Consider the following 21,094-nt stretch of genomic DNA (forward strand, 5'->3'; position numbering starts at 1 on the left):
CCATGCATATCGGAAAGTCCGTGTACAGAGTTTTCTTCTCTGATTACCTTGTTGACTAAATCAAGTTTAAACTGATAGTCGTATTTCTGTTTTCTACTCATAAAAAATGCCCCAAAAAGCGTCTAACTTTTTGGGGCATGTCCATTAACTAAATAGTTAACCGGCTTTTTTTATTTCCTTGAAGCGGTGTAGGCGCCTACTTCTTTGCCCGAATCATCTAGCATGCTTACCACCAGCTTATTTTTATTTGCTGTTATTCTGGTAATGGTCCTATTGCCTTTTTGCGGTCCGCCGCCAATAATTAAGGGATAATGATTTAACGCTTTATCAGGCTGGTGTACCATATATTTGTGCGTATGGCCACTTAACACCAAATCAACCTTTCCCTCGTTCAATAAAGGTTCAAATAACTCAGTACAATGTTTTGGTCCATGCGCATCGCCCGAATAGCGCGGCGGAATATGCATCAACACAATCCGGAACGGGGCTTTTTTAAACTCCTTAGAATTAATCTCTGTTTTAAGCCACTCGGCCTGTTGAATCCGGTAATCATCAAAATTTACAATACCTGCATAAACCGGGTGAGCATCTTCTTTATCTTCTCCTGTATCGATAATTACAAAGCGAACCGGCCCTAAAGTAAAAGCCGTGTGGCCAACATGCATGTAATATTGTGCAAACTCACGCGCAAATTTGCCACGGGTTTCATGGTTACCCCTAACATATATAAAAGGTGTATTTTTAGCAAAATTATCTACACAGGGTTGCAACATGTGATCGATGATCTGTTTTTCGTCTGTTTGGTAATCGAAAATATCACCGTTAAAGAAAACAAAATCCTGTTGGGCAGCCGGAACAAGTCCCAACAAATGGGGAATAGACTCGGGACGATCATGAATATCGTTCATCATCACAAACGACACCTCTTCCTTTGCCTGATTCGTATTCAGAAATGTTTCTACATCGCTGCTTACGGTTTCGCCATAAGTTAGTTTGTAAGGCTGAAAATCTTTAATCTCTTTGGAGACAATTTTATAATAATACTTAACTCCAGGTTTTAAATTATTAAGCGTTACTGCATTTAGCTTACTGTTAGCCTGCATTAAACCCAGCTCGGCCTTTCCATAGGCTTTTTGGCTTAACTGATCGGCCTGCTCACCAAATTCTACCCAGCCAGCTGCATTTTTGTTGGTTAACCATAAAATGGTCATCGAGTTATTAAAATTGGTTTGAAGGTAAGGTCCAACTGCAATTTTAAATGCATCTTCTCTTTCTGTGACATCTGCAATAGCTGCACCAGGCGCAACCAATGTTGCTGCACTTAAAGTAAGTCCTGCTTTTAGAAAGCTCCTTCTATTGGACTGATTTTCATTCATTTGATTAGTTTATCTTATTAACCAAATATATCGTTACAATATTTAACTTTGATCGTGTAAGCTTAAATTTACTCAAACGTTTGATATGCCTAAGATAATTCCCAATACCTCCTACTATAATAACAACGTACTCTTAACCAACCAGGAAATCGAAATCAGCGGTGCAGATATTGCAGCCATCAGGCCGGCTGCAATAAACGGCAATCACCAGTCGATTACTGCACCGGGTTTTATAGATTTACAGATTTATGGATCCGGAGGTCGCCTTTTCTCTGCCGATCCAACTATCGAATCGCTGACCATTATGGAAGATGATTTGCTAAAAAAAGGGACAACAGGTTTCCTGGCCTGCCTGGCTACCAATACGCCCGAAGTATTTAATGCCTGTATCGAAACTGTTAAAGCTCATCGCCCCTTAGCAAAAAACTGCATGGGACTTCATTTAGAAGGGCCATTTTTAAGTCCAAAACGTTTAGGTGCACATGTTCCGGCATTTGTGCGTAAGGCTTCGCTGGATGAAATCAAACAATTGCTCGATTTTGGCGATGGAGTAATTAAAATGATAACCATCGCGCCAGAGCTTCAGGATGATGATGTAATTCAATACCTGCTCGATAATGGCGTGGTAGTTTCTTTAGGCCACAGTAACGCCACTTTTGATGAAGCTACCGCCGCTTACAATAAGGGTGTACAAACCACCACACATCTATTTAATGCAATGAGCCCCATCCACCATCGCGAACCGGGTATTCCTACGGCAGTTTTTAACCATAACAAGGCTATGGCCAGTATCATTGCCGATGGTCAACATGTAGATTTCGAGGTGGTTAAATTTGCGCAAAAATTGTTAAAAGAGCGTTTATTCCTCATTACTGATGCCGTTACAGCATGTGCTACCGGACCATACCAGCATGTACAAAAAGGAAATAAATATGTAATGCCCGATGGAACGCTTTCCGGTTCATCGTTAACGATGTTAGAAGCCGTTAAAAACTGTGTAAGCCATTGCGATATCGATTTAAACGATGCGTTGAAAATGGCTACCCTCTATCCTGCTAAATTAATCGGCATTGAGCATTTAACCGGAACAATAGAAACCGGAAAAACAGCCGATTTGCTGGTTCTTGACAGTGCCCTGGAGTTAAAAGAGGTGATATTTAAAGGCGAAAAAATTTCTATTTAAATATTTACATCAATTGTTAAAAAGCATAGCGAGGTATTAAAAAATTGTTAATATTTTTGGGGTCATGAAATACAAACGTATCCTACTAAAGCTTAGCGGAGAATCGCTAATGGGCGACAAACAATATGGCATTGATAATGAACGCGTTAAGCAATACGCCGAAGATATTAAAGCCGTACACGATAAAGGTTTAGAAATCGCAATCGTAATTGGTGGAGGAAACATTTTTAGAGGTTTAAGCGCCGAAAAAAGCGGGATGGACAGAGCACAGGCCGATTATATGGGCATGTTGGCTACTGTAATCAACTCAATGGCCTTGCAGGATGCCTTAGAAAAAGTGGGCATTAAAACACGCTTACTTACAGCAATTAAAATGGAGCAGATTTGCGAGCCTTTTATCCGCAGAAGAGCTGTTCGCCACCTGGAAAAAGGACGTGTAGTTATTTTTGGTGCCGGTACAGGTAACCCTTATTTCACTACCGATTCTGCTGCTGCCTTACGTGCCATAGAAATTAAAGCTGATGTGGTATTAAAAGGAACCCGTGTAGATGGTATTTATACTGCCGATCCGGAGAAAGATGCTACAGCAACAAAATTTGAACAAATTTCTTTCAGGGAAGTGTATGATAAAGGACTTAATGTTATGGACATGACCGCCTTTACACTTTGTGAGGAAAACCAGTTGCCTATTATTGTGTTTGATATGAACAAACATGGTAACTTCATGAAAATTGCCAGCGGTGAACCAATTGGTACCCTGGTTAAATAAGCATATTAAAATATTAATTCGTAGAAATACCCACAATTATGAACGAACTTATACAATTACAATTAATGGATGCCCAATCTTCAATGGATAAAGCCATCGATCATTGTGAAGCAGAATTAACTAAAATTAGGGCTGGTAAGGCATCGGCAGGAATGCTTGATGGCATTTTCGTTGATTATTATGGTGCTTCAACTGCTTTAGCACAAGTGGCAAGCATCAATACACCTGATGCAAGAACTATTGTGATCCAACCATGGGAAAAATCACTTTTAACCGTAATCGAAAAAGCCATCCAGGTTGCAAATATTGGTATCAATCCACAAAATGATGGTATTGTAATCCGTTTAGTTGTACCTCCATTAACTGAGGAGCGCAGGAAAGAACTGGTTAAAAAAGTAAAAGAAGAAGCCGAAAGAGGCCGCATCACTGTACGTAATATTCGTAAAGATGCCAACGAGAAAATTAAAAAACTTAAAGGCGATGGTGTTTCTGACGATGAAATCAAAACCGGTGAAGGCGAGGTTCAGAAACTAACTGATGCGTACATTATTAAAGTAGATAAACACGCAGAGGCTAAAGAGAAAGACGTAATGACAGTTTAAACTGTTTAAAACATAATAAAAAGGGGAACGAATTAAATTTGTTCCCCTTTTTATTGCCTTATTTTTTTGCGCTCGATGGCCTTATATTTAATGATGTAGGGAGCGAAATTTGTGTATTCCCGACGTTCTGCCCAGCTTTTTTAAGTTTATTGAGTAAAACCTTCATAATATTCTCTGCAATGGCCTCAAGGGGCTGTGCTATCGCCGTAACAGCTGGCTCACAAAACTCCAAAATCTCAAAATCATCAAAAGATACCACGGCCAGATCTTTGTGAATCCGGATGCCCGATTTTCTAAAAGTTCTCAGGCCATCTAAACAGATATAGTTGGCTGCAAAAATTACAGCGTCTAGTTGTTTTTCAGCTTTAAAAAAACTGGTCATCTCCAGAATCGAATCTTCAGATCCTGTGTATTTGATTTTCTTTACAACCGCTGGTAGTTTATGTTTTTCAATTGCTGCTTCGTAACCAGCCAAGCGGTCAACCATTTGTAGCTGCAACGTATCAATGGTAACAAAGCCAATATTCTTGTAACCGTTCTTAATCAGGTGTTCTGTGGCTTCGAATGTACTTTTCTTATTATCAATAATTACATAATCGGTTTTTACATCCTGTACGTAACGGTCAAACAAAACCACAGGTGCATCTGTCTGGATCAGCTTCTTCACTTCGTCTTCCAACCCTTCCGGCAGGGCCATAATGTAACCATCAACATGGCGGTCTTCAAAAATTTGCAACAGTTCTATTGCCTTCTCTGTATCGTTACGGGTACTGCTAAAAAGAATTTTATAACCAAGGTTCGATGCAATTTCATCAATATGGCGGGCTATACCCGAAAAAAACGGCTCAGAAATATCATCAACCAAAAAGCCGATAATTTTTGTTTTACCCGTTCTTAAACTAGTTGCAAGTGCATTTGGCTGATAGTTTAACTCTGCAACCAGATCCAATACTTTTTTGGTAAGTGCTTCACTAATATTTTTTTCGCGCGCCTTTCCATTAATTACAAATGATACGGTGGTAATGGAAATATTTAATTGTTTGGCTATATCTTTAATTGAAACGCGTTTCTTCATCACAGTACTTAAGTCGTTTTGAATAATTTAAGCCGGTAATATAACAATAATCTGCAAAGATTGTCATCTAAACTGGTGCTCTTAAACAAAAAAAGAGCAACCTATCCAGGATTGCTCGATTAACTAACTTATTATTCATAAAAAATGCTGTTGGGGAAGGAGTCGAACCTTCAAGGGGTAGTTAGCTACAGTTCAAAAAATTAATTTGTGGTCAACCCAATAAACTGCGTTTGTCCCATTATTCCCCACCACCGAGACAAGGAGGCGTGTCTGCCAATTTCACCACCCAACATTTTAAAAGTTAACAGTTTTAATTTGTAGCTTTCAGTTTTAAACTGCCAACCGTAAATTGATAACTGCAACTAGCTGTAGGGGAAGGAATCGAACCTTCAAGGAGTGGTTAGTACCGAAACCGGTATATTCCCATTATTCTCCGCCACCGAGACAAGGAGGTGTGTCTGCCTGTTTCACCACCCTACATTATGTTTAGCAATTTTGAAAGAACGTTTCCTTTTTGTTAATTGCTTGATACAAATGTAAAGGAACAACCAATACCTTGCAAATATTTTAAACATTTAATTTTATTTTTATAATATTGATAAATATTCGTAAATTCGCTTATCATAATTCAAAAATATGCTTAAAAAAGACAATTCCAATTTAGAAATTGACAACCTCGATATCGATATATTGAAACAATTGATGCAGGATGCCACTAAACCCTATACAGAAATAGCTAAAGATCTGATCGTTTCGGGTGGTACTATACACGTGCGAATGAAGAAATTACAGGAAATGGGCATTATTAAAGGTTCTCATTTAATTATCGATCCGCAAAAAGCCGGCTATGATATTTGTGCTTTTTTGGGTATTTATCTCGAAAAGGGAATACAGTATAAAGATGCGGTGGCACAGCTGAGTAAAATTAAGGAGGTGGTAGAGCTACACTATACCACAGGAGCCTATAGTATGTTTGCAAAAATAATCTGCAGAGACACCAACCACCTGCGTCATGTTTTAAACGAAGAAATTCAGGCAGTGAATGGCATCCAACGTACTGAAACATTAATTTCATTAGAAGAGAGCATTAAAAGGCAAATTGAGTTGGGCTAACAGCCCATAACAGGAAGAATAAAGCCAACAGCTAAAATAGTTTATTGAGTACGCCTGAGCTCAAACAACCTTATATGCCTTAAATGGTTAAAGGAACTTGTTGATTTTAATCTTTTCGAAAATGAAAGTTTAGGTGCATTTCGGGAGCAGCAGTCCCGTTATTCGCTATAGCCCCGATTAAAAATCGGGAGCTGCCGCTTCTACCAGTTTTAGAAACAATGGTTAATGCACAGGCCAAGTTGCTTAAAGTAAAGGCCATGCTACGCGCTCAACTAATTAGCAGCGCTAATTGGTCGTAAAGCGCCGATTCGGCAGCTATTGGATGATGCTGATCATTATGATGTAATCGGGATAAAACTTAGATAGTTGAGCGGGCAGAACTCCTCATGCTATCGACTCTGCTTAGATTGACCTTAAAATTTGAAATGCTCCAGGTTAACCAGCAGAAATAAACTTGGTATAATTTTAACTTATTTCAACAGCTGGTAAGCCACAAGCGCTGCAACATAAGCCATGGCCGTCATATAAGCCAATTGAATAACCGGCCATTTCCAGCCTTTTGTTTCGCGGTAAACAACAGCCACTGTACTCATGCACTGCATAGCAAAAGCATAAAAAAGCATTAATGAAATACCAGCAGCAAAAGAGTAAACCGGTAAGCCGGTACGGCTGTTAACAGAAGCCGCCATACGCTCCCTAATGGTCGAGGTATCCTCATCGCCACCATCAACACTGTAAATGGTTGCCATCGTTCCTACAAAAGCTTCACGGGCAGCAAAAGAGGTAATTAAACCAATGCCAATCTTCCAATCGTAACCCAGCGGACGAATTACAGGCTCAATCCAGTGCCCAAGCACACCTACATAAGAATTTTCAAGTTTCTCTGTTGCTTCTAAAACCTTAATGTGATCGGTGTTTTTGGTAGTATCGGCAAGTGCCGTAGCATATTTCTTTTCTATATTTTCGAAACGGTCTCCCGGTCCATAGGCAGCCATTACCCAAAGAATAACCGAAATAGCTATAATTACTTTACCTGCTTCGAAAACAAAGGTTTTAGATTTCTCGTACATGGTAAAAAGCACGTTCTTCCACCTCGGCATGCGGTAAACAGGCAACTCCATAATAAAGTAAGATCTTTCTTTGGTTTTGATGATGAATTTCATCACCCAGGCTACCAGTACCGCAGCTAGAATTCCTACCAGGTACATTACCATTAGCGCTAAGCCCTGCAGGTTAAAAATACTCAGCACATGCTTTTGCGGAATAATTAATGATATAATCAGGATATACACCGGGAGCCTTGCCGAACAGCTTACTAAAGGGGTTACCAAAATGGTTATCATCCGGTCTTTCCAGTTTTCGATATTCCTTGCTGCCATAATTGAAGGAACGGCGCAAGCCAAACCACCAATCATTGGTACCACCGATTTACCGTTAAGTCCAACCTTGCTCATAATTTTATCCATCATAAAGGTAACGCGGGCCATGTAGCCGGTATCTTCTAAAATGGATATGAAGGCAAAAAGAATGGCAATCTGAGGAATAAACACAAAAATCCCCCCCAAACCTGCTATCACACCATCCAATAATAAATCGGTAAGCATACCTGCCGGCAAATATTCGTGCCCAAGTTCGGTAATAAATCCAAAACCACTTTCAATCCAATCCATCGGGTAAGATGACCAGGCAAATATGGCATTGAAAATTATAAAGAGGATCAACAAGAATATAGTAAAACCCCAAATTTTATGGGTAAGTATCGCATCAAGTTTATCGCTGAAAGAGAATTTCTTTTCTGTTCCTTTATCCACCACCACATTAGCAAGAATAGTACTTAAATGCTTATAGCGTGCAATGGTTTCAGCAGCCTGTATTTTAGCCGATTCGAAATGGTTCGATTGTTCTATTTCTTCAATTTCTTCCTGCTCTTTTTCGGTAAAGAAAGTTAAATGCTCGTGCTGGTGCAAAACCTGCAGGGCATAATAATCGTTATCCGAATTTAGTTTTGCCTTAATTGCATTAATTGCTTCAGGGGCTAGAAAATTTAAATCAACCTCCTGAAACTGCGTGGCTATTTTAGTGGTATTGGCTATTGCATTTTTAAGTTTATCGATGCCAATGTTATTCCGTGCTGAAATAGATACTACCTGAATGCCTAATTTTTCAGCCAGCTTATCCAGATTAATCTCAATGCCCTGTTTGGCAGAAAGATCGATCATGTTTAAAGCCAAAATCATCGGGATGCCCAGATCGGCCACCTGCGAATACAAAAGCATGTTGCGCTTAAGATTGGATGCATCGGTAACCAATACAATTACATCGGGATGGCTATTGTTTTTTTGATCGGCCAGCACCTGAAAAACAATGCTTTCATCAGCGCTTTTGGGGTAAAGACTATAAGTTCCGGGCAAATCGATAATTTCAGCATCCTTATCGACTGCAAGTTTGGTAAAACCTGTTTTCTTGTCAACTGTTATACCCGGGAAGTTACCAATTTTCTGATTTAAACCGGTTAAACGGTTAAATAATGTAGATTTACCTGTATTGGGATTACCAACTAATGCAACTTTAATATCCAAACCCAAATATTTATTGAATGATTACCACATCAGCTTCGCTTTTACGCAAACAAAGCTGATAACCAGCAACACGAATGGCCATTGGATCGCCAAGAGGGGCAAAACGTTCAACTTCTACAACCTCGCCCGGCAAGCAGCCCATCTCCATTAACTTTACAGACATATCTAAATCTGTAAAAGCGACAATTGTTCCTTTTTCTCCAACTTTTAGGTGCGACAGTTTCATCTGTGTTTATTTATATTTTATTAGCCAGATAGAGCCTAAAGGGTTCATGTGCTAATCTTGGCGCAAGTTAGCCTTTCTTTAGATTTATTCCAAATAACAAGGCTTTTACATTCAGGAAATAATGCAGGGTTTTACGGTATCATGATTAATTTCTTTGACGGCCGCCACCAAAACCACCACCGCCACCACCTTCTTCGTTACCGCGGATCCCGTTTCTGCCTCCCATACGGTTCAGCGAATAGGTAAACGCTGTAAAACAAAAAAAGGCCCGAAAAAAATCGGGCCTTTTAATTCTGATATTGATATTTTTTACATTCTCATGCGTCGGCCTTCCCCACCCTGACCCGGCATTTGCATATCGCCACTCATGTTACGACCACCAATACGGGTTAACGAATAGGTGAACGAGAACATGTAGTAACGTTTTAGAACGTTATAGTTTAAATCGGTAATTGAAGTACCTGATGTAGTTCTCGAAATACCTGTATTCTGATTCAATGCATCATTTACAGAGAATTTAAAGGTAGCCCTATTTTTAAAGAACTGACGACTGATGTATGGGTTAAGAATGGTATATTCCTGGTTGTATAAATCGCCACCACCAAAATTTCTGAAATAATCGATATCCATAGCCAGCCTGATATTGGCTGGAAATACATAGCTTACATTAAAGCTTGGGTTAATGGTGTAATACTGCGTATTTGCCGATTGCTGTGCCGAAAACGTAGAGTTGGTATAGCTACCGGTAATACCACCTGTTAAATCAAATTTATCAACGTTGGTAACCAGCTTATAGCCATTAGATATGGTGTAACTATTGGTCACGTTTTTAACCAGTTGAGTACTTGCGTTAGGCGCAATAAAGTTTACGTTTCTGCTATACGAACCATTACCAGAAATATTTAAGGTAAGCTTTCGCTCAGGCATTAAAGGTAAAGACCAGGTAGCATTGGCATTACCGGCATAAACGCCATTAACGTTAATGTAACTAACCTGCTGAAGGCCGCCAGATATTGGAACAACCGTATTACCGATACTGTTAAAGGTTTGCGTAAGGTTTAATCCAGCAAAGAAGAAACGGCCACTTTCGATATTGAAATTATTGAAGTTAATCCTCAACTGGTTATTAAACGAAGGTTTCAAGTCCGGGTTACCTACATAACGGGTTTGCGAATTTGTATTATCTGGGATAGGCTGAATCTGATCGATACTTGGCTGAGTTGTAGAACCACGATAGTTAATAAATAATCGTTTACGGTTACTGAAATTATACCTGAACTGTGCCGACGGCGTAATGTTAATGAAGTTCTGTGTACGTTTTAACCCTGTGGTTAAATTGGTATTTATCCTATTGGTTTGTTGTGCAGCTAAGCCAATATTCCAGTTGTATTTTTTCTCGGTTGTAGTAAAACTAAAACCAGCTGCATTGGTTAAAGTACGGTTATTATAAATATTCGAGAATGTATTATCTACTAAATCGAATTGAAGGGTAAGGGGATTATAGTTATATACGTCTCTCTGCGAATCGCTGTTTGAATAACCGTTCTGATAATTAAACTCTACGCTTAAGGTTTTATTTAAAGGCTCGGTATATACCACTCTTGTGGTATTGTTTATAGCATGGCTACTGGTATTGTTTAACTGGTTGGTTAACGAATCTCTTTTTACTCCATTTTCAGTAATATGATCTAAACGGTAATTCTGATTGGTACCACTGTTGTCGTTAATACTGGTGTTTACATTAAGCGAAAGGGTACGGCCTCTGCGTTTAAAACTTTTACGGACTAATAAATTATTGCTAACAGCAGGAGTAGCAGCAGTAGTTGTATTTTCCTGACTTCCATCTGTTATACTCGTCACATAATTCCTGTAATATTTGGTTATGCTATTGCCATCGCTTTCTGTATAAGTTACGTTCGGTTGGATTTTAATAGATAATGACGGATCGATTTTTGTATCCACCATAAAATTGAATCGGTGGTTGGTACGGTCGGTTGTATTGTTTAAATTCTGCGTAACATCGGTCGTAATCCCCCCAAAAAGATTTTGGATATGTGAGTCCTGAATGATATCGGCAGTCGATTTATTGAAGAAATAACTGGCCTGAAATTGTGTACCATCTTTGTAAGTGTCGGCAAAGTTTAAACCTGCTGCATTGGTTGTGGTAATACCACCTCCGCCACCACCAGAGTTACCTCCACCGCCGCCGCCAAAACCGCCACGGCCGCCGCCACCTCCACCAAATCCGTTTCCTACGCCACCACCCTGGCCAAAGTTTTGTTTATTTACGTTGTTAAACTGACCAATGAAACTAATCTGACGATCATCATCAAACTTGTTTACATTTAAACTGGCATCATAACGGTCGTTAGAACCATAACCTACAGTACTGTTTCCAAAATAACCATGTTTCATACCATTTTTAGTGGTAATGTTCAGGATTTTGTTTCTGGTTCCATCATCAATACCGGTAAATTGTGCCTGTTCAGAAAGCTCGTCAATTACCTGGATTTTATCAACCATATCGGCTGGTAAGTTTTTGGTAGCCAATAAAGGATCGTTACCAAAAAACTCTTTTCCATCAACCTTTACTTTGGTAACGGTTTCGCCTTGTGCTTTAATACTTCCATCTTTCGCAACTTCTACTCCGGGCACTTTCTGTAATAAATCTTCTACTACAGCATTTTCGCGTACTTTGATTGATTTTGCATCAAATTCCAATGTATCTTTTTTCACCACAATCGGAATAGTAGCGGTTACATTTACCGTATTTAAATCAACACCGTCATCGCTCATGGCAATTTCGCCTGCGTTTACGGCCGCCCTAGCCACTTCGACATCTTTGGTAGCTGTTTTTAAACCTAAAAAGGCCGAGTAAATCCGGTATTTACCAGGTGCTATAGCTTTAAAGCTAAAAGAGCCATCAGGATTGGTTTGACCTGAGGCTACCACGCTCGAATCTTTCAAGCTCTTAACGGCAATGGTAGCAAAATCAACAGGCTTTTTATCTTTTGCGTTAATTACTTTACCACTTATAGCGCCGGTATTTTGGGCCTGAGCGATATATCCACAAAATAGGAGAACAATAAAGATTGCCCTCTGAACGTTCTTTTTCATCAAAAAAATTTAGGTATTACATACAAAACTAAGCTATCAGACTACGTAAAAGCTTAAAGGTTTGTTAAGGTGTGTTAAAACCTTGGTAACATTTTAAATACAGCAAACAGGCTGCACATCAAATCAAAAAGGGGGAGGTGATTTGGTAATGTTATTTTTGTGGTGAAGGATAACTCTTGTAATATACTTTTGGGCAATTACAGTTTTTTTTAAAAATACTACAGCTGCTTAAACTGATGGCTATAATAACGCAGATAATACTAACTTTCGTTTTCATTGAAATTTAATTTATGGAGCAATACATAACTGAAAACAGCCATTAAAGCCCCTAACATATCGCAAGCAAAATCCCACCATTCAGCAGATCGGTAGGTAAAAACTTTCCACTGTAATATTTCGATTGCCCCCCCAATAATGGCATTGATCAGGAGTATTTTAAAAATTGTTAATGTTCTGAAAGCGAAAGTATGCTGATATCTTATTTTTCCATAAAAGAGCAGCACTGATAAAACAAAGAAAAAACCCAGGTGGGCCATTTTATCAAAACCTTCGAAGAAAAAACCCGGACCAGAAGACTCGGGCATCCTCATATTACAAAGCACTAAAATAACAACGGTCCAGATAATGGCCCAAACTTGTCTTTTTAGTGCTTTGTACAAAATATGATAAATTAAGCGCCTACCAATTCCTGGTATGCAGCAGCTGTAAGTAAACCTTCTACTTCAGTTAAATCAGCTAAAGATACTTTTACCATCCAGCCTTCTCCATAAGGATCAGAGTTAACCAATTCAGGGTTATCGTTTAGGTCAGCATTAACTTCTAATACGGTTCCGGTAACAGGCATATATAAATCAGACACAGTTTTAACGGCCTCTACTGTACCGAAAACTTCTTCTTTAGCTACTTCGCTACCTACGGTGTTGATGTCAACATAAACGATATCACCCAATTCGCGTTGTGCAAAATCAGTTACGCCAATATAAGCTTCGTTACCTTCAACTCTAACCCACTCGTGGTCTTTAGTGTACTTTAATTCTGATGGAAAATTCATTATTTTATATGTTTTGAAAATAAGTTATTTATTTTTTTAATCTCGTTAAGCCTACATACCAGGTTCAAAATATTTATATGTCTGGTAGTGTTTTCGCCTCAAAAATACAATTTAGTTTATCCATTCGCAATGGCTGAAAAATTAACTTAACAGAAAAGTTGAATGATGCGATCACTATAGCTGGTTAACGCCAAACTCAGGAATAATATCTATATTGAAAATACAAATTAACCCTCAATATGAAACCTTTCATTGTTTATACCTTAAAAGTATGCCTGGCAACCCTAATTGCTTCTGTTCCCCTTACTATGACGATCGGATTTGTCTATATCTGTTTAATCATGCTGATTAAACCAGCGAATTATATTTTTACGTTTAACCTTCCATTCAACCATCTGTTTATATTTGTCGGCATTATAGCCATTCTTATTACATTTAATATATACCTGATTGAAAAAATGGGGTATAAAAGGTTTATTAATGACAGGCCCATAGCGCACTCAATTGTAATCTTTCTTTTTTATCTGATTGCCAGCGGAAACGCCTATTTTATGCATTTCGATCATCTTTTATTTAGTTATGTCCCCATGTTCGTCACTGCCTATTTATTTAGCAGGGTATTCTCTACCGGGTGGAACAAGGTTTTTTCTAAGTTAACGGATGAAAGAGATAACAATAACTTAGAGCAGTTAAGTGATCAATAACTTTTCACTATCTGCGACATTGATCTGTTTAACATTTTTTTCTTCTGCATGAAAAAGCCTCATTAAAAATGAGGCTTTTTCATATGATTGAAATTCATTAATTCAATGTAAACCTTAAACTAAACCCAAAATTACTGAACGAGGTATTAAAGGTTTGCGAGGTATAAGGTTTGGTAATGTTCGAATCGTAAAATAACTTAATATTAAACTTCTGGTTTAACACATAATCAACACTTGGCCTAAGTGTAATATTTTTTGCTCCTGAAGAAACCTCTGCTTCGGTAATATCAGCCCGGTAAATAACCGTTTTATTATCGCGAATGGCTACATCAAGTTTAAAATCCATGTTGTTATCCATTTTTAAGCTTTTAAACCAGCCAAACGGGAAACGGAATTTATTGGTACGATAACCCAGGCCTAAAACCATATTGTTTTCTGATAGTTGTGCCAGTTGACTGTTCGATAAACTTAAGCCTAACAAACGTGACCGGTTTAACTCAAAAGAAGCCGTCAGGTTATTTTTAAACCTCGTATCAATCCCAACCAGCGGAGCAAAGTACTCTGAAATGGTTACCTGCGCAAACTGGTATTCTGGTAAAAAGTTATTGTTCACATCCCTGCTGCTAACCCCACCATTGGTTTCCTGATAGCGCAATAATGAATTGTAGCCATTAATGTTGTACATAGAACGGTAGCCATGTCTGATATCAACCGACGAAAATTTATCGGCAATAAAAGGAATGCGGGTTAAACCGCTATACGTTAAGTTCCAGTTTGGAAGCGGAATTTTAGGGAATGAATTCATTTTAACCTTTCCGGCATCCTTGCCCGAGTAGGCAGCCATAAAAGCAGAGATAATTACATCCTGACTTTCTTTACTATATCCGTCAGCAAAACCTCCGGTAGCTCCCGATGAATTAGGGTTTTGCGCACCCAACCTTCTCGAAATCACACTACGGTTATTCATAAATTGCTGGAACAAGCTCGAAACCCGGGTTGCATTATTTTCTTTAAACGCAGTACCTAAAGCAATGTAAGAAATGCTGTAATCACCCGTGGTAATGGCACTCAAATTTTCGAACGAAGACACACTGGCTACATACCTGAAATTGGTAGAGAAGTTACGTGTTTGCGCCTTGTTTGCTTTTAAGGTAATACGCAAATCTTTAAAAGGCTCTAGCTGACCGGTTAATTGTAAATCTTCGCGAAGCGTGTTAACATACAACTGGGTTTGCAAGGTATCCGTAGTTAACCAACCGTTGTTAAGGGCCATTTCGCGTATGTCGCGCTGACTACCAAAAGCAAAACCTAAACCTGGTGCACCCGTGGCATTATCGATACCAAAATATCTGGTTGTTGGCAGATAACCCGGTAAGAAAATACCTTTGGTTTGCACAAAACTGGCATTTACATTTTTTAAACTGGTTAAAATATTGATGAAAAAGTTTTTCGCCTTATTTCCATTGTCATCGTTACCGGCATTGCGGATAAAACCAAACTTATTGTATAGTGTGGTTAGGTTTAAAGTCGGGTTAACCTGTACCGTACGGCTGTTTTGCACTGTATTACCTAAATTGATATTTGGATCGCGCAAGGTAGCCAGCGGCTCTGTTTGCCAGTTAAAATTGGTTCCGTAACGGGTTTTAACAGTAATCCAGTTTAAGCCGGGTATCTTATCAATCGGCAGGTTATAGGTAACGTTTAAGTTATGATTATAATCGGTTGTACGGCCTAAACGTTTTAAGTTTTCCCAAACGGTATCGCGTTTTAAACCTTCAATTCTGCCATCAGGTTCATCAATAATAGAATAGTTAGTGGCATTAAAATCTAACTGTAACGAACGGGTAAGGTTCCAGGCAATACCATAAACACGGCTCATGGTAAAGTTTTTATTAAAAGTGGTTCCGTAGCCCCTCTGATAAACGCCTATAGTATTGTTCGGGTCGTTATTTCTCAAAGTATTTTCTGAGTATAAACGGTCTACATCAATCCTGAAATTAATGGCACTTGGAAAAATACTGAAATTAAAATCTTTCAGTAAGGCCAGCATATTCGATTTTATGATTTTTTCGAACGGCGCAATAGTTTTAGCTTCTTTCGAATAGCTGTACTGTACCGATGCCCTATAGGTATTCTGGATACTGCTTTGATTAATAAAATCGCGGTGGTTATATTGGGTATAGGCATAACTTGCAGAGAAATTTTCGATATCCCATAGCCTTACAGGTTTACTATTGTTGGTGCGTTCTTTCCTAACATTAGTAAAGTTAATCCCTCTCCTAACGGTATAATCCTGGGCAAAATTTAAAATAGAATCTTTTTGCTCTTTGGTTGATCGGTCTAAAGCATTTTTCAACTCAATATCCGGCGTTCTTGGGTTATACTGCGGCGTAGAAACCTGCTTAGAATAACTGACAAACATTGGTATTTTAACCCCTGATTTTTGTGGCAGGAATTTTCCTAGTTCCATAGCCGAAGATACATCCAGCAACACATTATCGGCACGGTTACGTTCGCTTACTTTCGAGTCAATTGAACCAAAACCAACGGTCGATTTACTGCCCGAAATATTTACGTCGGCAAAATCGGCCAGCTTTAAATTCAGTCTTCCTGTAGCTGCCCATCCGCCTTTTTCATCAAATTCGGTTAGCCTTAATTCGTTAAACCAAACCAGGGCATTTTTATCCTGTCCATCATCATTACCTACATCGTTAGCCAGGCGAAGCGGATTTTTAATCCCCACCATGTAAACCCTCACTTTACTCATATCGGGCTGACCCTTAACCACAATGGTTCTGGCACCATCGGTATAAGTAAATGGAACGTTAATTGGCCATGGCTGCCCGTTGGCCTGTTTAGCCACATTCCGGGCAAGTTTTGCATTTTGGAAAAGCGTTAAATCGATATCCATCCTGTTGGCTTCTGGCCAAATCGCATCCGGATCGCTGGTGCCTGGCGCAGTCACCTTCAATGGCATTACATATTCGTAATAGTTATCCTGATTATCGGTTCCGATCCTTAAAAAGGCGTCCACATCGCCATCGTTTAATAGCTGATTATTAACAGCCTCTGCATGCACAAACATCTCCAAATGTTTATATGACCTGAAATCACTATAGGCAGTTTTAAATGCAGCGCGGCCATATCCATCTCTTAACGATTTTACCGTTACTGACAACGATTGCTCATTTAAACGGGTATCGCCACGGTAGTTGCTGTAATCGCGCTCGCGCAGAATACCCGGAGGGGTAACATAAGGAATAGGCGAACGTTTACCGTTTTCCTCAATATTTACAGTCGATACTTCGATTGTAGAATTATCAGGCGTTAAAGCTGGCAAAGCCGGATCGACAATAACCTGTGCAGCCTGATTGGATGCATTGTACTCGCGCCACTCGCCACGGATTAACTGTAGTTTTGCAAAACGCATAACTGCGGTATCGGCGAAGTTGGTCATAAACATCCTGAAAAAACGGATCGATTTAAAATCCTGAATACCGCCAACTTTTTGCTGGTACTGCCCGATTGGAATTCTGAACTGATACCAGGTTACTGCCTGGGTATTTCCGTTAGCTAGTTTAACCTGCGAGGTTACTTTATCGGTAATGAAATTCTGACCAACATTTAAGTCGCCCGGACGAATAGAAACCTTGTACTGGAAATACTCGTCGCTTTGCGTCATGTTGTTATCGCGGTTGATATCTTCACCATCTGGTAAAGAGGTTGAAGCCGAATTTTCCAATCCAAGTTCAGCCTGCGATTGTTGTGAGGTTTTAGAGTTACCCTCAGTTCCGTTATATTTTTCGTAGCGTTTTAAAATGCCGGCATTAATCTGATCTAAAGCCGGACCTCTGAAATAAGCATAGTTATCTGATGATGGATCGGCATCAAGGGTGGCAGCGGCATTGGCATTCAACTGCGATTTAATCTGGTTGATTTCGGCTGCGAACTTTGTCTTTTCATCTGCATCTGATAAACCATCTAAACCAACGTCCTGTGCCTTACGCGAATCTGCATTGTTATCGAAAGCCTGTACCACAGGTTGTAGTTTGGGTACTCGGCCCCAGACGGTTTCATCATATTTTGTCGGATCGTTCGTAGCCGGCAAACCATTCTCTAACGATTTCCGTCCATCTTTAAGAATATCCTCCGAAATATTTCCCAGGTTAAAATACAGATCTCCACCGCTCGAATTTGGTTTATAAATAAACGGATCCATCACCCAAAGTTCAATAAAGCCAACGTTTAAGGCTTCAAAATCATTGGTTTCGATCTTCCGCTGAAAACCTGCCCAGCTATTTTGTGGTTGCAATAATGATCCGTCAGGTTTGAAACCTGTAGTACGGAAATTATAAGGTCCCCTAACCGTTGGGTAGTAAGCCACATCAAAAGTGGTAATATTTAAGGCCTGTCCGGTTGCGGTTTCTTTGAAAGGAAAAACCTCCTGTTCTATTACTTCCCTAACATAGTGGTTAGAAAGCTCGGCCCTGTTATTTCTGATATTGGCCGGTGTAGTTGAAGCTGCCGAATTGTAAAAAGTCGGGTCGATATTATAAAAGGCTACCCTTGCCCTGTTGTATCCGTACGAAAGATCGTTCGACCGGTCGAACTCCTGAAACAGTTGAGGTGTACCCGATAACTGCCATGAAATAGCACTTTTTAAATCGATAACTGAACGCGAAGCTTCAAAGTCATCGAGATAACTCACTCCGTTTTTACTACCTGCAAAATTCAAAGCCCTAGGGTGCCCGGGAATTAACTGTGCAAACTCCCCATAAAAAGTAACGCTCGATGGCGCCTTGGTAGAAATAAGTGGAATTTTATCAACCAGCTTGGTTAAAAATCTTGATGGCGAACTGTAGTTGATATCCGCTCCCCAAATGGTATTCGAAATGGGTTCTTCGCCAATATTCACTTTTTGGGTAAGCGGTTTTTCCGTCAGGTTCATTATGGTACCACCTAAATTCAGTTTGTTGTTTACGCGGTAATCTAAACGGGTACCAAAAAGCGAGCGCTGTTGTAAACCAAAAAGCTCGTTATTTTCGGTTGTAATGCGAATAGGCTGCCCCGAAACCAAAAGTGCCTGGTTAATTACGCTTACCCTTCCTCCCTGGTAATCAACAGTAAAATCTACACCCTCGGTTAAAGGCATCGTACCGGCAAAAACCTTTACCGATCCTTCAGGAACATTAATGGCATTTAAACTAAATTCAGAAGAAATATCAGACTGATAGTTTACTTTAATCACGTAACGGTTCTGATTTTGGAACAATTGCTTGGCAATGGTTTGTGTCGAATCGTAAAGTGCAGTAAAAGTATATTTATCTATCAAAGCCTGTTCGCCTGGTAAAAATTTCGCGGCCAAATCCTTTCCAAATGGTTCTATCACCGGAAATATAATTCTTCCGTTTGCAGGGTCGATGGTAATATAACCCGTATTGGTGTTGGTTACCAGCGAAGTTTGTCCGTTGCTGCCGGTTCCAAATAAACTTGGGATATTGGAATTACTGGCTGTAGAATAGGAGCCAAAGGCATTATTTGCTGCGACAAAATCGAAAACCCCATCGGGTCTACGCTCATTCTGCTGGTTTAAACGGTCAAATTCGGTTAGAGCAATCCACTGTTTATTGGCTGTATTCTGCCCTTCGGTCATTACCGGATTATCAACACCCGTTTGGTTGTCGATTCGGTAAATGTCCAGTTTAAAATTCTGGCTGCTGATCTGATATCCACCTATTGAGTAGATGTTTTTCATCATCAAATCCCATGTTGGAAGCGAGATTTTGGTGGTTTCGTTCTTTAATAATTTGGTGTAAAGTACTTTTGGTTTAGCAGCGTCAAAAGGTATGTCAGTAGAGAACTCACCCACCTGGTATTCTACTCCATTATAGGTATAACGGTAGGCAACCGACAAAACTTCATCGGCATTGAGTGGATTATTTAGCGACAAATAACCCAACTGCGGTTGAAAAGTAAACTCTCTTTCCGTTAATCTCCTTGCATAAGTTAATTTGGCAAAGTTATCTGTACCAGCCATGTATGGCGGACTTGACTGAAAGAAAGATATAACAGCATTAGAATTGGTCTCCCTGATAGCTCCACCCTGATAAGCATTTAATTGCGAAATCAGGTTATTGGATTGTTGAGAGAAACCGGCAGCAGTTGTTCCTGCAGGCAGACCTGAAGTACCGCCTGTAATTAAGTTATTATAAGGTGTATTCTCACCTAAATCAAGCAAACCCAAAACATCTCTCGAATCGGAAGTATTGCCAGCTTTATTGGTAATCCATACCTCAATTTTAGTAATCTGAATTGGTGAGGTAATAATTGGCGCATTAGCCAGATTTTTATTGTAATTATTTCTGAAATACTGCGAAAGGAAATAGTGCTTATTGGCCTCGTAGCTATCGATATTTACGGTTGTGGTATTTTGCTGGGCACCATTGGTAATTTTAATTTCGCGTGATTCGGATTTCTGTTGGGTGTAAACACTGGTTACATTTAAACGTCCGAATTTTAGCTGTGTTTTAATACCAAAAAGTGCCTGTGTTCCGGTAATTAAAGAGGTATTTAAAGGTAAACTTACGTTACCGGCCTCAATTTTCTGGATAATATCATCTTTACCACCGGTATAATCGAGTTTAATCTGGTTTTCGAAATCGAACTGCGCCTCGGTATTGTAATTACTTTTTATTTTCAGTTTTGTTCCGATATTTCCTACCAGGTCCATCTGAATCCTTTGGTTAAAATCGAAATTGGTTTGAACTCTTTGTCTTTCGTTAAAAAGCGGATTTTCATTTTTATTTACACGGCCTAAAAACGTAAGCTCGGCCTCACCACGTGGTTGAATATCAATGGTGGTACCGCCAAATAATTTTTCGAAGGCCTTGCTGTTTACCTGAATTTGCGGGATAATGCCTGTACTCCGGTAATCGCTCACCTCTGCATTGGAAATGCTACGCCAGTTACCGCGTTTAATTTCACTGCTTACCAGGCGCTGATATTCATCGATGGTTAAATACTGGGTATTGAGTACAAATTGCTCGCCTATCAGTTCTTTAACGATATAGCGTTTGTTTTTGGCATCGTATTCTACTACGCGCTTTAAATTACTGGGCGCAGGATAAAATGGATTAACAGATGGCCCAAGGCCTAAACGTTCCTTTTCACGTAAACTAAAGTTATTTTTTTTAACAACAGTATCCGCTTTGCTTGGAACAACTTGAGAGAAGGCGTTTTGAGTAGCAATTAATAAAAGGGGGATGAGAAACAGAAATGTAGATATTCTCTTCAAAGGCG

General features: G+C 39.5%; 13 protein-coding genes and 1 tRNA gene. 5 read left to right on the forward strand and 9 right to left on the reverse strand.

The window, feature by feature from the left end:
* Positions 1-170 precede the first annotated feature (170 nt).
* Positions 171-1,376 carry a metallophosphoesterase gene (locus tag DBR40_RS17760; protein ID WP_124561088.1) on the reverse strand — a complete coding sequence of 402 codons (1,206 nt, stop codon included), beginning with the start codon at positions 1,374-1,376 and terminating at the stop codon, positions 171-173.
* An 85-nt stretch (positions 1,377-1,461) separates the two neighbouring features.
* Between DBR40_RS17760 and nagA the strand changes: the two genes are divergently transcribed.
* The 3 genes from nagA to frr all read left to right on the forward strand — a co-directional run bounded on the left by nagA (position 1,462) and on the right by frr (position 3,930).
* Positions 1,462-2,559, forward strand: coding sequence for an N-acetylglucosamine-6-phosphate deacetylase (nagA, locus tag DBR40_RS17765; RefSeq protein WP_124561089.1), 1,098 nt, complete (start codon positions 1,462-1,464; stop codon positions 2,557-2,559).
* Positions 2,560-2,623: 64 nt separating this feature from the next.
* Complete coding sequence (pyrH, locus tag DBR40_RS17770; protein WP_124561090.1) at positions 2,624-3,328, forward strand: UMP kinase; 705 nt, start codon at positions 2,624-2,626, stop codon at positions 3,326-3,328.
* A gap of 38 nt (positions 3,329-3,366) precedes the next feature.
* Positions 3,367-3,930, forward strand: a complete 564-nt coding sequence (gene frr / locus DBR40_RS17775; RefSeq protein WP_124561091.1) for a ribosome recycling factor — start codon at positions 3,367-3,369, stop codon at positions 3,928-3,930.
* Between the two features lie 58 nt (positions 3,931-3,988).
* Here the strand turns inward: frr and DBR40_RS17780 are convergent, their stop codons facing one another.
* Together DBR40_RS17780 and DBR40_RS26725 are read right to left on the reverse strand one after the other, a co-directional pair.
* Positions 3,989-5,005: a LacI family DNA-binding transcriptional regulator gene (locus DBR40_RS17780; RefSeq protein WP_124561092.1), complete on the reverse strand. Its 1,017-nt coding sequence runs from the start codon at positions 5,003-5,005 to the stop codon at positions 3,989-3,991.
* 147 nt (positions 5,006-5,152) lie between these two features.
* Positions 5,153-5,297: transfer RNA gene (locus DBR40_RS26725), tRNA-Asp, on the reverse strand.
* Positions 5,298-5,641: 344 nt separating this feature from the next.
* Between DBR40_RS26725 and DBR40_RS17785 the strand changes: the two genes are divergently transcribed.
* On the forward strand, positions 5,642-6,118 hold the full coding sequence (locus tag DBR40_RS17785; RefSeq protein ID WP_025145395.1) for an Lrp/AsnC ligand binding domain-containing protein: 477 nt from the start codon (positions 5,642-5,644) through the stop codon (positions 6,116-6,118).
* A 470-nt stretch (positions 6,119-6,588) separates the two neighbouring features.
* Here the strand turns inward: DBR40_RS17785 and feoB are convergent, their stop codons facing one another.
* The 5 genes from feoB to gcvH all read right to left on the reverse strand — a co-directional run bounded on the left by feoB (position 6,589) and on the right by gcvH (position 13,091).
* Positions 6,589-8,697 (reverse strand): ferrous iron transport protein B, encoded by a 2,109-nt coding sequence (feoB, locus tag DBR40_RS17790; protein ID WP_124561093.1) that lies wholly within the window; start codon positions 8,695-8,697, stop codon positions 6,589-6,591.
* A gap of 10 nt (positions 8,698-8,707) precedes the next feature.
* On the reverse strand, positions 8,708-8,923 hold the full coding sequence (locus DBR40_RS17795; RefSeq protein ID WP_039481214.1) for a ferrous iron transport protein A: 216 nt from the start codon (positions 8,921-8,923) through the stop codon (positions 8,708-8,710).
* A 309-nt stretch (positions 8,924-9,232) separates the two neighbouring features.
* Positions 9,233-12,040 carry an outer membrane beta-barrel protein gene (locus tag DBR40_RS17800; protein ID WP_124561094.1) on the reverse strand — a complete coding sequence of 936 codons (2,808 nt, stop codon included), beginning with the start codon at positions 12,038-12,040 and terminating at the stop codon, positions 9,233-9,235.
* Between the two features lie 260 nt (positions 12,041-12,300).
* Positions 12,301-12,699, reverse strand: a complete 399-nt coding sequence (locus DBR40_RS17805) for a VanZ family protein (protein WP_124561095.1) — start codon at positions 12,697-12,699, stop codon at positions 12,301-12,303.
* A gap of 11 nt (positions 12,700-12,710) precedes the next feature.
* Complete coding sequence (gene gcvH, locus DBR40_RS17810; RefSeq protein ID WP_124561096.1) at positions 12,711-13,091, reverse strand: glycine cleavage system protein GcvH; 381 nt, start codon at positions 13,089-13,091, stop codon at positions 12,711-12,713.
* Positions 13,092-13,330: 239 nt separating this feature from the next.
* On the opposite strand from gcvH, the gene DBR40_RS17815 reads away from it, so the two are divergent.
* Positions 13,331-13,795, forward strand: a complete 465-nt coding sequence (locus DBR40_RS17815) for a hypothetical protein (protein ID WP_124561097.1) — start codon at positions 13,331-13,333, stop codon at positions 13,793-13,795.
* Positions 13,796-13,892: 97 nt separating this feature from the next.
* Here the strand turns inward: DBR40_RS17815 and sprA are convergent, their stop codons facing one another.
* Complete coding sequence (gene sprA, locus DBR40_RS17820; protein WP_124561098.1) at positions 13,893-21,089, reverse strand: cell surface protein SprA; 7,197 nt, start codon at positions 21,087-21,089, stop codon at positions 13,893-13,895.
* Between the last annotated feature and the right edge of the window lie 5 nt (positions 21,090-21,094).

The sequence above is a fragment of the Pedobacter sp. KBW01 genome (genome assembly GCF_003852395.1).
In the GTDB taxonomy this organism is placed as follows: Bacteria; Bacteroidota; Bacteroidia; order Sphingobacteriales; family Sphingobacteriaceae; genus Pedobacter.